Below are 14,404 nucleotides of genomic sequence, written 5' to 3' on the forward strand. Positions count from 1 at the left end.
TGAATTCTTGGAGGACGAGGAAATGGCTTTTGAGGATATCCCTTTCTTGCAGTACCTCGGCGATGCCGTTGATATTCTCCTTGTTTGGTACGTAATATATAAATTAATGATGGTCATCCGCGGGACGAAGGCGGTTCAGCTTTTGAAGGGAATCGTAGTCATTGTTCTCGTCCGGCTGGCCAGTCAATATTTAGGCTTAAGCACCCTGCAGTGGTTGGTTGACCAGGCGATAACATGGGGGTTTTTGGCAATTATCATCATATTCCAGCCTGAATTAAGGAGAGCGCTGGAACAGCTTGGACGGGGACGGTTTTTTTCCCGGAGCGGAACCCCTGAAGAAGAGCAGCAGCAGAAAACGATCGATGCGATTACAAAGGCGATCAAATATATGGCGAAACGGCGCATCGGTGCTCTGTTAACCATTGAACGGGAAACCGGAATGGGCGATTACATAGAAACGGGGATTCCTTTGAATGCAAAGGTCAGCTCTGAACTATTGATCAACATCTTTATTCCGAATACACCGCTTCACGACGGCGCTGTGATTATGAAAAATGACGAGGTGGCCGCAGCCGCCTGCTACCTTCCGCTGTCGGAAAGCCCTTTTATTTCTAAAGAGCTCGGCACGAGGCACAGGGCGGCGGTAGGGATCAGTGAAGTGACCGACAGCTTGACGATCATCGTATCCGAAGAAACCGGCGGAATCAGCGTTGCCAGAAACGGGGACCTTCATCGTGATTTATCGGAAGAAGCTTTGACGAACATGCTTGAGGCGGAGTTCAAGAAAAATTCGCGGGAAGCTTCCTCAAATCGCTGGTATTGGAGGGCGAAGAAAAATGGATAAGTTTTTAAACAATCCTTGGGCCGTCAAGGTTGTCGCGTTATTGTTCGCGTTCCTGCTTTACTTTGCGGTCCACAGTGCGCAAGCTCCGACCCCGAAGAAACCAGGTGAATCGTTTTTCCCGACAACGACGACAGATGAAGCAACGCTCACCGATATACCTGTAAAGGCGTATTATGATGATGAAAACTACGTTGTTACAGGCGTACCGCAAACCGTGAATGTCACGATCAAAGGGCCGACTGGAACTGTAAAGAAAGTAAGACAGGTTAAGGATTTTGAGGTCTACGCAGACATGCAGGACTTGAAGACAGGAAGACACAAAGTCGAACTGAAAGCCAGAAACGTTGCCGACGGGCTAAGCATCTCCATCAATCCATCGGTAACGACTGTGACGATCGAAGAAAAAACGTCGAAAGAGTTTCCGGTTGAAGTCGACTTTTACAATAAAAACAAAATGAAAGACGGCTACACGCCGGAACAGCCGATTGTCAATCCGAAAAACGTCAGTGTCACAGGCTCCAAAGCCGTGATCGACAGAATAGCAAGCATAAAAGCGACGATTAATTTGGAAGGCATCGATCAATCGGTTGAAAGGGAGGCCAAGCTGACGGTCTATGACCGGGACGGCAATGTTCTTCCGGTGGAGGTTGATCCTTCCGTCGTCAACATCACCGTTCCGGTTACAAGCCCCAGCAAAAAGGTCCCGATCAAACTTGATCGGAAAGGGAGCCTTCCGGACGGCATCAGCATATCCAGTGTGGATACAAGCCCTGGTGAAGTAACGGTCTACGGACCGGAAAATGTTCTCGATTCGTTAGAATTTGTCGACGGCCCTGAGCTTGATTTAAGTAAAATTAAAGATGACACTGAATTGGAAGCTGATGTTCCGGTGCCTGACGGCGCTAAAAAAGTGTCGCCCGAAAAAGTCAAGATTAAAGTGAAAGTAGACAAGGAAGAGGACAAAGAACTGAAAAACGTTTCAATCAAGGCCGTTGGGCTGAATGACAGCCGCAACCTCGAGTTTCTCGACCCAAAGACGGGTAAGCTTGATATTACGGCAAAGGGGTCTGAGGCCTCGATTGAAAATCTGCAGCCGTCAGACATAGAGCTGTATATCAATGTGGCTGATCTCGATGACGGTGAGCACGATGTCAAGCTTGAAGTGAACGGACCGCAGAATGTAGCGTGGTCGCTGCCGCAGAAGAGCATTAAAGTGAGAATTTCTTCTAAAACATCTCAAAAAGAAAATGACAAAGGTCAGGATGAAAAAGAACAGGATCATTCTGAAACAGATTCACAACCTTCATGAATCAAAAAGGAGCGATATTAATGGGCAAGTATTTTGGAACAGACGGTGTGAGAGGTGTGGCAAACAGTGAACTTACACCCGAGCTGGCCTTTAAAGTCGGACGTTTTGGCGGATATGTCCTAACAAAAGATAAAGAACGTCCCAAAGTGCTGATCGGCCGTGACACACGTATTTCCGGACATATGCTGGAAGGGGCCCTTGTCGCCGGTCTCCTCTCGATAGGAGCGGAGGTCATGCGCCTTGGCGTCATTTCGACGCCCGGTGTCGCATATTTGACAAAAGCCATGGATGCTGAAGCGGGAGTGATGATCTCGGCTTCCCACAACCCTGTCCAAGACAACGGTATCAAGTTTTTCGGCGGCGACGGCTTCAAGCTGTCCGATGAACAGGAGCTTGAAATCGAGCGTCTGATGGATCAGCCGGAAGATACTCTCCCAAGACCGGTCGGCGCTGATCTCGGAATGGTTAACGACTATTTTGAAGGCGGACAGAAATATCTGCAATTTCTTAAGCAGACTGCCGATGAGGACTTTACAGGCATTCATATCGCGCTCGACTGCGCACACGGGGCGACATCGTCGCTTGCAACCCATTTATTTGCCGATCTTGACGCAGATGTCTCAACGATGGGGACGTCTCCGAACGGATTAAATATCAATGACGGGGTAGGATCGACACACCCAGAAGCTCTGGCGGCATTTGTGAAAGAAAAGGGAGCGGACGTCGGCATGGCGTTTGACGGAGACGGCGACCGTTTGATCGCTGTGGATGAAAAAGGACATATTGTCGACGGCGATCAAATCATGTACATATGTGCGAAGTATTTGAAGAATGAAGGCCGTTTAGCAGACAATACCGTGGTTTCAACCGTTATGAGCAACCTCGGCTTTTACAAGGCGCTTGAAGCGGAAGGCATTAAAAGCGTTCAAACCGCTGTCGGCGACCGCTATGTAGTGGAAGCGATGAAAAAAGACGGGTTTACGCTCGGCGGTGAACAGTCCGGACATCTGATTTTCCTTGATTACAACACAACTGGAGACGGTTTGCTCTCAGCGATCATGCTGATGAACACGATCAAGATGACGGGCAAGCCGTTATCAGAGCTTGCGGCGGAAATGCAGAAGTTTCCGCAGCTTTTGATCAATGTCAAAGTGACGGATAAATATAAAGTGACAGAGAACGAAAAAGTTAAAGCCGTCATCGAACAGGTGGAGCAGGAAATGAACGGCGACGGCCGCATCCTCGTGCGTCCGTCAGGAACGGAGCCGCTTGTCCGCGTGATGGCCGAAGCCAGAACGAAGGAGCTTTGCGAGCAATATGTAGGCCGCATTGTCGATGTCGTGAAGGCGGAAATGGGAGCGGAGTAATTTTCCGCAAAAGACGAATGAACAAGACAAGCTGATTCGGCATACGATAAAGGGAACCGGTGCAATCTTGAAAAAAATGTGAACCATTTTAAAAATTGTTTGACGGTTCAATTATGCGTGTAGTAAAATCAGCTTGTCTTGTTTTATTTAAAAGGAAAGGCAGGGTAGAGAGAATTTTTGATAGTTATAGCGCCCGGACTAAGCGTACGGATGACAAAGCTTAGTTGACGAGGATGGAGGTTATCGAAGTATTCGGCGGATGCCTCCCGGCTGACCTCAAAGATCACAGCCGCAAGGATTTCCTCAAACCAAAGAGGCGACTCTTTGAACAAAGGGAAATCGCATGATCTTCCAACAAATAAAAACATGTAGGAGGGGACGGAGAAATGTCCCCGCCTTAAAAGCAGACTTTCTTCGTCTCCTGCCTGCGACTTTAGGAGGAAGAAACATATGTGTGGTATTGTAGGTTATATTGGCCAGCTTGATGCAAAGGAAATTTTATTAAAAGGCTTGGAAAAATTGGAGTATCGCGGCTACGATTCAGCCGGAATCGCTGTAGCGAACGAAGACGGCGTGCACGTATTCAAAGAGAAAGGCCGCATTGCCGATCTGCGCGCAGCCGTTGATGAAAACGTGGTATCCCAGGCGGGAATCGGACATACACGCTGGGCAACCCACGGAGAGCCAAGCCGCTTAAACGCTCACCCGCATCAAAGCGCATCAGGCCGTTTTACACTTGTGCATAACGGTGTCATCGAGAACTATGTTCAGCTGACACGCGAATATCTGCAAGGTGTAACCCTTAAAAGTGATACGGATACAGAGGTTGTTGTGCAAGTGATCGAACAATTCGTCAACAAAGGTCTTGACACTGAAGAAGCGTTCCGCCAAACGCTCATGCTGCTCAAAGGCTCTTATGCGATTGCATTATTCGATCATGAAAACAAAGAAACCATCTATGTTGCGAAAAATAAAAGCCCGCTTCTTGTCGGCCTTGGAGACAATTTCAATGTTGTCGCGTCTGATGCGATGGCAATGCTTCAAGTGACAAATGAATATGTGGAGCTTATGGATAAAGAAATGGTGATTGTCACTGACAAAAAGGTCATGATTAAAAACCTTGACGGTGAAATCATGTCCCGTGCCTCTTATATTGCAGAGCTTGATGCCAGCGATATCGAGAAGGGCACATACCCTCACTACATGTTAAAAGAAATCGATGAACAGCCGCTCGTCATGCGGAAAATCATTCAAACATACCAGGATGAAAACGGCAAGCTCTCCATTCCGGGAGATATCGCCGCAGCCGTGGCTGACGCTGACCGCGTTTATATTATCGCCTGCGGAACGAGCTACCATGCCGGTCTTGTCGGTAAGCAATTCATTGAAACATGGGCAAAAGTTCCGACTGAAGTTCATGTCGCAAGCGAATTCTCTTACAACATGCCATTGCTTTCTGAGAACCCGCTGTTTATCTTTATCTCTCAAAGCGGAGAAACGGCTGACAGCCGCGCCGTTCTCGTACAGGTAAAAGAGCTCGGCCACAAAGCGCTGACGCTGACAAATGTACCGGGATCAACGCTTTCCCGTGAAGCGGACTACACGCTTCTGCTGAATGCCGGACCGGAAATCGCGGTTGCATCAACGAAGGCGTACACAGCGCAAATCGCCGTTTTGGCCATCCTGGCGGCCGTCACTGCGGAAAGCCGCGGCAATGAACTCGGCTTTGACCTTGTTAAAGAGCTCGGCATCATCGGAAACGCGATGGAAGCCCTTTGCGACCAAAAGGATGAAATGGAAATGATCGCGCGTGAATACTTGACCGTTACTCGCAATGCCTTCTTTATCGGCCGGGGACTCGACTACTTCGTCTGCCTTGAAGGCTCCCTGAAGCTGAAAGAGATTTCCTACATTCAAGCTGAAGGCTTCGCCGGCGGCGAACTGAAGCACGGCACGATCGCTTTGATCGAAGAAGGCACACCGGTCATCGCTCTTGCGACACAGGCACACGTCAACTTAAGCATCCGCGGAAACGTCAAAGAAGTGACCGCCCGCGGCGCCAACCCTTGCGTGATCTCCCTGAAAGGTCTGGAAGAAGCAGACGACCGCTTCGTCCTGCCTGAAGTGCATCCGGAGCTCGCACCGCTCGTCTCCGTCATCCCGCTGCAGCTGATCGCATACTACGCAGCACTGCACCGCGGCTGTGACGTTGATAAGCCAAGAAACTTGGCGAAGAGTGTGACGGTGGAATAGGCGTTCACTTCGCAAAATATCTACCCATGAAAGCATGGGTAGATATTTTTTATTTTCTGGAGACTACATGCTAGACAATACGTGTGATGGAGAAGAAGGGAAAGGACAACCTGCTATAATGAATAGAGTTGAGAAGTCGGTAAATCCACAGAAACGAGGGATTCGTTTGAAGGAACTCACTTAGAACTCTTTCATCAGGATGTAAAAAGTCCAATTTCTCAGCTATACTGTGTTATGTTTATCACGGCGAAATGGGGTCTTCCCACGAAGCCTGTGGAACTTATCATTGAAGATTGATGTTTAAAGCGGGACGAACACCATAACCAGCTATACTGTTGTTTCCATAGCTGCGAATGCTGAAATTTGTCCCGATAAAAAACGCGCGCGAAGGCTTGTTTCCTTGAGTTCGCAGCCACCACCAGGAACAGCCGAATTCTTCGCCGTTTCTGATGATATAGTCATTTTTATTCGTTTTATCGTACACATATAAGTTGCATCCATCGGGTTTTTTCGTTTTGGCAAAGTCCGTTCCAACGGCGCGCCGAAAATCGTTGCCGAGTATATCAGATAAATTCTTTATCTCGCTAACGCTAAGCAAAAAAATCTTGTCCTCTGTATCCTGGCTGCTCTCTCCGTTGTCCGTGCAATAAGTCGTTTTTATCAATTCTTTTTCGGCGGTATTGAATGCGGTGTGATAGAATTCATCGTTCAGCCACTTGCGCAAATCACAGTCACGCCAGGTTATATCTACGCAATCACGCCACGTCATATTTACGGACTTGCCGTGATACCGCTTGCAATCCAAAATGTACTCGCTCACAATGAACAGCTCTTTACCTGAATGTTTCAGCACCCGCCACTTGATCGGCGATCTGTCTGTGCCGTCAGCAGTCTGCGGATAAGTGCCAAAAGTAATGATTTCGCCGGGCTTTGCATTCCAATGCGGTGTTGAAGCAATATGATCACTTTCCAATGAAATCTCCTCCATTTCGTATCTAGTTTCATTGTATAACATTTATGCAAGTGCGAAGGTTAAGTCAGCATACCCTTGATTTTCTTCATATCAATATAAAAAACTTTTTCAATGTACTTTAATGTTTTTCTCTAAGGTTTGTGTATGGGGTATCGTGAAATTTACACTTGTGATGATGAAAGGAAGAAGAAGAGATGCGTTACTACAAACCGATTGAGATTGCCAGAGAACTCAACATCAGCACAAGCGCGTTGCGGCACTACGAATCCTGGGGAGTGGTTCCCAAACCCGCTCGGGATGTCAACGGCTATCGCCTCTATACTAAGGTGCACTTCGCTTACTTTCGGTGTCTGCGTACCATGTTTGCCGGCTTTGGGGTGGGGGTCACCTGTGAAGTACTGCGATCCATACAAAACGCTGAGATGGACAAAGCGTTTTGGCTTGTCAACAAAGAACAAGCCAACCTGCAACAAGAAAAAAACTCTGCAGATCAGACCTTGGCGTTAATAGAGAACTTGGAGTTGCCGACTGACGAAACAAATATAAAACAAATGATGACAATTGGTGAAGCCGCAGACTTTACGAAGGTGAACGCATCAGCGATCCGCCATTGGGAAAAGGAAGGGTTATTGACTCCAAAACGTGATCCGGAGAATGGTTATCGGCTGTTCACGCCTCTGCACATACGAAAGATCCTCCTCATAAGCACACTGAGAAAGACCGTCTATTTTCTCAAACACATGGAAGAATTTGTGGAGGCTATTGAAAACCAGAGTCTTGAACAAGTGAAAAAAGTCTTGGAAAAGGCGCTTTCCAGCATCAATAAGCGTAACCGCGAGCAATTACGCGGCGTGCATCAGCTGATTGAGCTTTGCAATGTGTTGGACCTTATGTAACGAAATAGCGCTGATTTCACCTTGATATAAAAGATAAACGATAGCTGGAACCGCTTGATGCTTACCTCTATGTAAGTACCTGTAGTAAAAGTGCATACTTACATATTTTCCGTGTGCCCTTTATACTCAGAATGAAAATATCCTTTTAGGAGGGCAAGTCTTTGAAAACTCTTGTTATCGTTACACACCCAAGGATCGAAACATCAGTCGTTAATAGGCGTTGGGTAAAAGAACTCCAAAAGTATCCGGAAAAGTATACTATCCACGAATTGTCCACGGTTTATCCTGATGGAAACATAGATGTAAAAGCAGAGCAAACATTGGTTGAATCCCATGGTAACCTTGTGCTTCAGTTCCCTATCCATTGGTTTAATTGTCCGCCTCTTCTTAAAAAATGGCTTGATGATGTTTTGGTTTATGGATGGGCTTACGGTTCAAATGGCGGGAATCAATTAAAGAATCGCAAAGTGGCTTTAGGTGTAACTGCCGGAATCAAAAAAGAAGATTATCGTGAAACCGGAAGATACCGATATACGCTCGAGCAAATATTAGTTCCGTTTGAAACGACATTTCTGTATTGCAATGCCGATTATCGCTCGTTCTTTGCGTTTTACGGCAAAGAAAGCAATCCCGGCGGAAACGAAGAAGAAGAACATGCACCTGGCGCAAGCGAATTGGAAAAAAGCGCACAAGATTATTTGAATTTTATTGACAGCCTGTAATGGGAGCATAAAAAAGAGGCCCTAAAGAGCCGGCTATTTGTTTTTCTCTCCCCACTCGCACATCATATTCAACAAAGGAACAAGAGAAAGACCGCGTTCAGATAATGAATACTCAACCTTTGGAGGTATTTGAGGGAATTCTCTTCGTATGATAAGGCCGTCTGCCTCCAGCTCCCTTAACATGATGCTGAGCGTTTTAAAGGAAATGGTACCGATGCTTCGCTTCAGCTCATTATGCCGCATCACCTTGTTTTCAGACAGCCAATAAATAATGATCATTTTATATTTGCCGCTTATTAAGGATAACGTATATCCAAAGCCCGTGTCCTTGAGGTCAACGCCAGTCGGAACACACGTTTTTCCGGTTTCACTTCGCATCACATACACTCTCCTTTGAAAAAATGTCCTACAATAGATCATTATGTAATCTTAAGGAAAGGATGTAAAGCAAGATCGCTTTCCATCATGCTGCCTTCATAAACGCAGTTGAGACAATGCCGCGGAACGGCTTGCTTATGTCTGAATGGCTTTTCCTTAGGTGAAAACGAGAAGCTCATTTCCGGAGGGAAGCTTCTGACTCTACCTGATGATGGAGAGCTGAAAAAGAGCATAGAAATGTGTTTTAACGATCAAGCGATCATATTTTTTCATTCTATTATTTTCACTGATAGGTTATATCATAGGCTGTCGGGTTCAGTCTCGTTAGAAACCAATAGATCACGCGGCCTTTTTTTGGTAATCTTAAAAGGGGTTAAAAAGCCCGTAGATAGGGAGCCGGTCTTATTGATGCTCTTATAATAGATTTTAAAATTCCTGAGGATGTGTAATCGTGAATCAAAAGACATACATTGAAGTGAGCAGGACATCACAGTACATGAATAAATGGAGAGGATTTTCTGTACTGATTGATGGGGTTGAGGCAGGAAAAATCAAAGATGGAGAGAGTGTGCGAATGGATTTACCGCCTGGCGAACATACTATCCAAGTGAAAATTGATTGGTGCACAAGCCAAATATTAAGGTTTACTTTAGATGAAGGAGAAGTGCTGAAGTTTAGATGCGGAAGTCCGATCCGGGGGTGGAAGATATTCGCGGGGCTGTTTTCTGTTTTGGGAAGTCCAGAGAAGTATCTGTTTATCGAGCAGGAATAGGCGGGGATCGTGCTGACGGGGATTTAAACTGCGGACAACACCGTTTTGGGCAGGCTAATGGCCCGAATAGAATTGGTCATCATGGGAAAGGGATGTTTTGGTGTAAACACATATTGACATATCGGGATATTACGATATAATGATTCCTATGGAACCAATTGAAATTTTCAAGGCGTTATCAAATGAATCAAGGCTGCAGATTTTGCAATGGCTGAAGGAGCCTGATCGTCATTTTACACCCCATGAAGGGATTGATATGAACACAATCGGGGTCTGTGTCAGCCAAATCACTGACAAATTGAAAATGACGCAATCAACGGCTTCCCAATATCTTACCATCCTTTTAAGAGCCGGCCTGATTAAGGCGGAACGAATCGGAAAGTATACGTACTACAAAAGAGACGAAGAGGCCATTGAAAAACTTGCTGACTTTCTGAAAACAGAGATATGATGATAAAAATAAACATCTCAAGGTGTTTATTTTTACGCCCTATACATCGACATATTGCGATGTGTTTATTTTTTTAAATCAAAATATCGATATTTCGCGATATGTTGATTCATAATGATGAAGGAGTGAACATTGATGTCTAACACCTGGAAAATTTATATTTTAGCCATTGTGAGCTTCCTGGTAGGAACCTCAGAGTACATCATTTCCGGTATTTTGGATCAGATTGCTCATACACTTGGGATCACATTAGCTGCTGCGGGCCAGCTGATTACGATCTTTTCACTTGTATATGCTATTTTCACACCGATTCTCATGGCGCTGACCGGAAGCATGGATAGACGGAAAATCATGATTTATGCACTCGGTTTATTTGTGGTTGGAAATATCCTCGCCTTTGTCCTGCCTGGTTATGGATGGTTTATTGCAGCACGGGTCATAATGGCGATGGGGGCAGGTATGGTTGTTGTAACCGCATTGACGATTGCCGCCAAGATCGCGCCTGAAGGTAAGCAGGGCAGTGCGATTGCTACTGTCGTCATGGGATTTACCGCTTCCCTCATCATTGGTGTTCCACTCGGAAGAATGACAGCGGAGACGTTGGGCTGGAAATCTGTATTTGGCGGAATTGCTCTATTGGGATTCATCGCAATGATCATTATTTCCTTTATGATTCCGCATACGGAAGGAGATAAGCCCGTACCTATACGTCAACAGCTTTCCCTTTTGAAGAAGCGAAAAGTTGCGATGGGGTTATCGATCACTTTTTTCTGGCTCGGGGGGTATTCCGTTGCTTATACTTATTTATCACCATATCTCCTGACCGTTTCAGGGATAAGCAGCCATTTGCTGAGCGGCGTTCTGCTGATTTTTGGCATCGCCAGCTTGGTTGGATCGAAGTTTGGAGGATACAGCACAGATAAGTGGGGAGTGCCCTTTACACTCGTCGGCGGGATGACATTACATGTCATCACACTGATTTTGCTGTCGCTTGTCACCCATTCCTATATCGGTGTGTTGGTGATTCTCATTCTATGGTCGTTTGCCGCATGGTCTACCGGCCCGACACAGCAATATCATCTGGCTACAATCGAACCGGAATTATCAGGTGTATTGCTTGGCATCAATCAGTCGATGATGCAATTTGCCATGGCTGTAGGTGCAGGAGCAGGGGGGATTTTTGTAGAGAACGTATCATTGGCTTCGATCACCTGGATTGGTGCATTGGGGGTTATGATCGCGATTGTCGCTGCTTTGATGACGTCTCATTTTAAACAGAAAGCGCCACATTTAAAAGAAATCAATCAATAATACTCTGCCTTGATTTGCTTCTGAAGATTCAATGGTTTCATTTGCTTCTTGCAGCCCGACAAATCGAAAAATCTGACATCCGCTCGTTACAGACGCGAGCGGATGTTTTTGTTAGTCCGCCAAAATCCGCAAATAAGCCTTCCAAGGTCCGACATCGTCCTGATACCGCTTTGCCAGCACTCTTGCGATTTGCGAGATGTGAGTGAGGTCGTGGGCCACCCATGTCGAGATCTGTTCTCTAAGCTTGACGATTCCAAATTCGGGGTGCACTCCCGTTTGTTCGAAGTCGGTTTCTGAATCAACGAGTTGCCGTAATGTCTTCAGGTTCTCCCGGCGGAGCGCCGCAAACTCGCCAAGTAATTGCTCAATGGTCTTCCCGGCGTTTTGCTGCATCTGCCCGACGCGGTCGAAGGGCGGAAATGTTTCCGTTTCTCCTTTTGTCAGGATCATCTCGATCCGCGGAATCCAATTGTTTTTTTCACCTTCGATTAAATGTCCCACGACATCAAAGGCGTTCCAGGTACCCTCGCCTTCATCACTGCTGATCCACTCACGCGATAATCTAGTCAGCAACTGACTCAGCGTTTCCGGCGTGCGTTCGAGGATTTCGATTGCTTCATCAAGCTGAAAGTTCATGTTTATGACCTCCTTTAACAATTTAAAATAAAAGCTTTTGGATTAATGAAGCGGTATGGTTTGAATTACATTTTATTTTAATTGATTGTGTGGAAAACAGAAACATAGAGTCGGCTTTTTTCTGACGAATAGAACAACTCAGACAGATGGTTGAACAATTGGTTTAACCATTTTTTTAATGTTGGAAGAGTCTTGATTTTTAATTGCTAAACTCTTTTTATAAAGGCGAAAAGGAGTTATTTGAAGATGAATCATGAGTTTATTTTGCAAACGAGGCACTTAACCAAGAAATACAAAAAGTCGATTGTTTTAAACGGTGTATCAATGAATGTAAGAAAGAACACTGTTTACGGCCTGCTGGGGCCAAATGGGGCAGGTAAGTCAACGACGCTAAAAATAGTATCCGGTTTGCTCAAACAAACATCAGGAGAGGTAATTTTCAATGGAAATCAGTGGACAAGGAAAGATTTGCTTTATATCGGTTCTTTAATTGAACATGCTCCGCTTTATGGGAATTTAACTGCTATAGAAAATCTTGAGGTGATAAATACGATTCTCGGCCTGCCAAAAGAGCGAATTCAGGAGGTTCTTCAAATTGTTGGGTTAACAAATACGGGAAGTAAAAAAGTGATGAATTTTTCTATGGGAATGAAACAACGACTTGGCATTGCCCTTGCCATTTTGAATCGTCCCAAGTTATTAATTTTAGATGAGCCTACTAATGGATTGGATCCTATTGGGATTCAAGAATTAAGAGAATTGATCGCTTCATTTCCGAAGCAGGGAATGACCGTTCTTTTATCCAGCCACTTGTTATCGGAAGTTGAACATTTAGCTGATGATGTCGGCATTATCAGCAATGGAATACTCGGTTATGAAGGTAAATATCATTCATATGATAACTTAGAAAATCTATTTACAGATGTTGTGCGAAAGCATAGAGCCCGATAGGAGGTTGCCGAATGTATTTATATTTAAAATCAGAAATCATAAAAACAAAAAGAACAATGATTAGAAAAATGTTGTTGGTGATACCCCTAATATGTTCCATTCTTGCACTAGGTTTTAATTTTCTAGGCGGTCCGGAGATCGTAAGGCTGAGTGCAGAAACGATCATTAATCATTGGGGAATATTATGGCTATCCGTGTTTGCAGCCCTTTCCACTGGGCTTTTAAATCATCTCGAAAAAAAATCGACGAATTTTAAAACGATTATTGGCTTACCCATAGATCTTCAAAAAAAGGAAATGAGCAGAGTTTTATTGACAACTGGATTAATGGGGCTAGGGTCTCTTCTGTTAATCATTTTTATCATCCTAACGAGTTTGCTGGTTAAGACAAGTCCATACTTGGTTTCACTTGCCTCTTGTATTTTAGCGGTGATCCTGATGTTTATCACTTCACTATGGCAGATCCCGTTTTGCTTGTGGCTTTCTAGAAAAACGAATCTTTTTATCACCTTACTGTTAAATAGCATGCTTCATTTAAATCTAGGTTCAGTTTTTGCCCCTACGGAATATTGGTGGTTTGTTCCATACAGCTGGCATTTAAGAGTGCAAATGCCGTTAACGAAACTGCACTCAAACGGAATCCCTTTGCCGCAAAATGACGAACTTCTGAGCTATTCAGTAATTCCAACCGCTCTAGTTTTAAGCATTACACTTTTTACTATCCTTACTTTGATTACGGTTAAGTCGTTTAATAAACTTGAGGTGAACTAATGCTGCAATTTTACAGATGTTTGCTGGGCGAATGTAAAAAAAGAAAGCGAAGTATATTTTTATTATCCCACTTAAGCATTCCGCTCGTTTTATCTGGTGCTTTGGTGATGTACTTCTTATTCAGGAATGTACCCGTAGGTGCGGAAGCAAGCTATCTCATTTTTTTCGAATTAATTGGAGTCGGTACACCGGTCATCATTTCGATTATTTGCGGGCTGGTGGCCGATTCTGAAAATGAGGCAGGCCATTTTCAAAATATACTTGGATTGATTCAGAGCAGGACCGTTTCATTCATCAGTCAAACAACAATGATGATATTCTTTTATACTGCTGCACTGTTTTTAACAATATCAATCTATACCCTGGCTCTGAAACAACTGGCCGGCGTCGATGAGGTTGACCTTTCTCTCTACTATGTAACAGGTATGATTTTTGCAGGAGCTTCCATCTTTCAATATTTCTTCTATCAAGTCGTTGGTTATAATTATGGGATAGGGATGTGCAGTATATCCGGGTTTGGAGGAGTGATAATCACCGCTCTTTGCTTGACCACAATAGGAGATAAAATCTGGTGGCTCCTGCCTTGGGCGTGGGCAAACCGATTCGGAGAATATGTAACGGAGTATTTGAAAATCAAAGATGTAAAACCGGTGGGTAATCCCACAATTCTAATGGGAGGTTATTCTTTTTTACTTATGACAACAGGCATAATTCTACTAAGTATCGTTTGGATAAATAGGTGGTCAGGTAGGAAAACAAACGATTAAAGGG

General features: G+C 44.8%; 15 protein-coding genes. 12 read left to right on the forward strand and 3 right to left on the reverse strand.

Annotated elements, in window-relative coordinates:
- The first annotated feature begins 22 nt into the window (after positions 1 to 22).
- The 4 genes from cdaA to glmS all read left to right on the forward strand — a co-directional run bounded on the left by cdaA (position 23) and on the right by glmS (position 5,773).
- On the forward strand, positions 23 to 844 hold the full coding sequence (gene cdaA / locus ACINLD_RS12465; RefSeq protein ID WP_026585616.1) for a diadenylate cyclase CdaA: 822 nt from the start codon (positions 23 to 25) through the stop codon (positions 842 to 844).
- On the forward strand, positions 837 to 2,153 hold the full coding sequence (locus ACINLD_RS12470; RefSeq protein WP_026585617.1) for a YbbR-like domain-containing protein: 1,317 nt from the start codon (positions 837 to 839) through the stop codon (positions 2,151 to 2,153). The genes cdaA and ACINLD_RS12470 overlap by 8 nt, the downstream gene beginning before the upstream one ends.
- A 20-nt stretch (positions 2,154 to 2,173) precedes the next feature.
- A complete protein-coding gene (glmM, locus tag ACINLD_RS12475) occupies positions 2,174 to 3,520 on the forward strand; it encodes a phosphoglucosamine mutase (RefSeq protein ID WP_077735842.1) in 1,347 nt (448 codons plus the stop codon).
- Between the two features lie 450 nt (positions 3,521 to 3,970).
- Positions 3,971 to 5,773 carry a glutamine--fructose-6-phosphate transaminase (isomerizing) gene (gene glmS, locus ACINLD_RS12480; protein WP_026585620.1) on the forward strand — a complete coding sequence of 601 codons (1,803 nt, stop codon included), beginning with the start codon at positions 3,971 to 3,973 and terminating at the stop codon, positions 5,771 to 5,773.
- Between the two features lie 283 nt (positions 5,774 to 6,056).
- Here the strand turns inward: glmS and ACINLD_RS12485 are convergent, their stop codons facing one another.
- Positions 6,057 to 6,746 (reverse strand): DUF6273 domain-containing protein, encoded by a 690-nt coding sequence (locus tag ACINLD_RS12485; protein ID WP_026585621.1) that lies wholly within the window; start codon positions 6,744 to 6,746, stop codon positions 6,057 to 6,059.
- Between the two features lie 194 nt (positions 6,747 to 6,940).
- Between ACINLD_RS12485 and ACINLD_RS12490 the strand changes: the two genes are divergently transcribed.
- Both ACINLD_RS12490 and ACINLD_RS12495 read left to right on the forward strand, forming a co-directional pair.
- Positions 6,941 to 7,642, forward strand: coding sequence for a TioE family transcriptional regulator (locus tag ACINLD_RS12490; RefSeq protein WP_026585622.1), 702 nt, complete (start codon positions 6,941 to 6,943; stop codon positions 7,640 to 7,642).
- A 161-nt stretch (positions 7,643 to 7,803) separates the two neighbouring features.
- Positions 7,804 to 8,364 (forward strand): NAD(P)H-dependent oxidoreductase, encoded by a 561-nt coding sequence (locus ACINLD_RS12495; protein ID WP_409444774.1) that lies wholly within the window; start codon positions 7,804 to 7,806, stop codon positions 8,362 to 8,364.
- A 33-nt stretch (positions 8,365 to 8,397) separates the two neighbouring features.
- Here ACINLD_RS12495 and ACINLD_RS12500 read toward each other — a convergent pair whose 3' ends face one another.
- Entirely contained in the window at positions 8,398 to 8,742 is a 345-nt protein-coding gene (locus tag ACINLD_RS12500; protein WP_026585624.1) for a winged helix-turn-helix transcriptional regulator, read from the reverse strand.
- A 451-nt stretch (positions 8,743 to 9,193) separates the two neighbouring features.
- Here ACINLD_RS12500 and ACINLD_RS12505 point away from each other — a divergent pair, with 451 nt between their 5' ends.
- The 3 genes from ACINLD_RS12505 (at position 9,194) to ACINLD_RS12515 (ending at position 11,276) form a co-directional block, all read left to right on the forward strand.
- Entirely contained in the window at positions 9,194 to 9,514 is a 321-nt protein-coding gene (locus ACINLD_RS12505) for a hypothetical protein (protein ID WP_277692303.1), read from the forward strand.
- A gap of 148 nt (positions 9,515 to 9,662) precedes the next feature.
- Entirely contained in the window at positions 9,663 to 9,965 is a 303-nt protein-coding gene (locus ACINLD_RS12510) for an ArsR/SmtB family transcription factor (RefSeq protein WP_026585626.1), read from the forward strand.
- A 135-nt stretch (positions 9,966 to 10,100) separates the two neighbouring features.
- On the forward strand, positions 10,101 to 11,276 hold the full coding sequence (locus ACINLD_RS12515; RefSeq protein ID WP_277692304.1) for an MFS transporter: 1,176 nt from the start codon (positions 10,101 to 10,103) through the stop codon (positions 11,274 to 11,276).
- Positions 11,277 to 11,387: 111 nt separating this feature from the next.
- Here ACINLD_RS12515 and ACINLD_RS12520 read toward each other — a convergent pair whose 3' ends face one another.
- Positions 11,388 to 11,912: a DinB family protein gene (locus tag ACINLD_RS12520; RefSeq protein ID WP_145608037.1), complete on the reverse strand. Its 525-nt coding sequence runs from the start codon at positions 11,910 to 11,912 to the stop codon at positions 11,388 to 11,390.
- 246 nt (positions 11,913 to 12,158) lie between these two features.
- On the opposite strand from ACINLD_RS12520, the gene ACINLD_RS12525 reads away from it, so the two are divergent.
- The 3 genes from ACINLD_RS12525 to ACINLD_RS12535 are packed head-to-tail and all read left to right on the forward strand — an operon-like array spanning position 12,159 to position 14,400.
- Complete coding sequence (locus tag ACINLD_RS12525; protein WP_410207017.1) at positions 12,159 to 12,863, forward strand: lantibiotic protection ABC transporter ATP-binding protein; 705 nt, start codon at positions 12,159 to 12,161, stop codon at positions 12,861 to 12,863.
- An 11-nt stretch (positions 12,864 to 12,874) separates the two neighbouring features.
- Positions 12,875 to 13,633, forward strand: coding sequence for a lantibiotic immunity ABC transporter MutE/EpiE family permease subunit (locus tag ACINLD_RS12530; protein ID WP_026585630.1), 759 nt, complete (start codon positions 12,875 to 12,877; stop codon positions 13,631 to 13,633).
- On the forward strand, positions 13,633 to 14,400 hold the full coding sequence (locus ACINLD_RS12535; RefSeq protein WP_026585631.1) for a lantibiotic immunity ABC transporter MutG family permease subunit: 768 nt from the start codon (positions 13,633 to 13,635) through the stop codon (positions 14,398 to 14,400). Before ACINLD_RS12530 ends, ACINLD_RS12535 begins: the two co-directional genes overlap by 1 nt.
- Positions 14,401 to 14,404 lie beyond the last annotated feature (4 nt).

Source organism: Bacillus sp. z60-11 (assembly GCF_046464135.1).
Taxonomy (GTDB): Bacteria; Bacillota; Bacilli; order Bacillales; family Bacillaceae; genus Bacillus; species Bacillus sonorensis_A.

Bases quoted from the DNA above. Each gene is read 5' to 3' on its own strand.
- ACINLD_RS12535 (WP_026585631.1), top strand. From the start codon at position 13,633: ATGCTGCAATTTTACAGATGTTTGCTGGGCGAATGTAAAAAAAGAAAG.
- ACINLD_RS12470 (WP_026585617.1), top strand. From the start codon at position 837: ATGGATAAGTTTTTAAACAATCCTTGGGCCGTCAAGGTTGTCGCGTTA.
- ACINLD_RS12530 (WP_026585630.1), top strand. From the start codon at position 12,875: ATGTATTTATATTTAAAATCAGAAATCATAAAAACAAAAAGAACAATG.
- cdaA (WP_026585616.1), top strand. From the start codon at position 23: ATGGCTTTTGAGGATATCCCTTTCTTGCAGTACCTCGGCGATGCCGTT.
- glmM (WP_077735842.1), top strand. From the start codon at position 2,174: ATGGGCAAGTATTTTGGAACAGACGGTGTGAGAGGTGTGGCAAACAGT.
- ACINLD_RS12500 (WP_026585624.1), bottom strand. From the start codon at position 8,742: ATGCGAAGTGAAACCGGAAAAACGTGTGTTCCGACTGGCGTTGACCTC.
- ACINLD_RS12520 (WP_145608037.1), bottom strand. From the start codon at position 11,912: ATGAACTTTCAGCTTGATGAAGCAATCGAAATCCTCGAACGCACGCCG.
- glmS (WP_026585620.1), top strand. From the start codon at position 3,971: ATGTGTGGTATTGTAGGTTATATTGGCCAGCTTGATGCAAAGGAAATT.
- ACINLD_RS12525 (WP_410207017.1), top strand. From the start codon at position 12,159: ATGAATCATGAGTTTATTTTGCAAACGAGGCACTTAACCAAGAAATAC.
- ACINLD_RS12490 (WP_026585622.1), top strand. From the start codon at position 6,941: ATGCGTTACTACAAACCGATTGAGATTGCCAGAGAACTCAACATCAGC.
- ACINLD_RS12510 (WP_026585626.1), top strand. From the start codon at position 9,663: ATGGAACCAATTGAAATTTTCAAGGCGTTATCAAATGAATCAAGGCTG.
- ACINLD_RS12515 (WP_277692304.1), top strand. From the start codon at position 10,101: ATGTCTAACACCTGGAAAATTTATATTTTAGCCATTGTGAGCTTCCTG.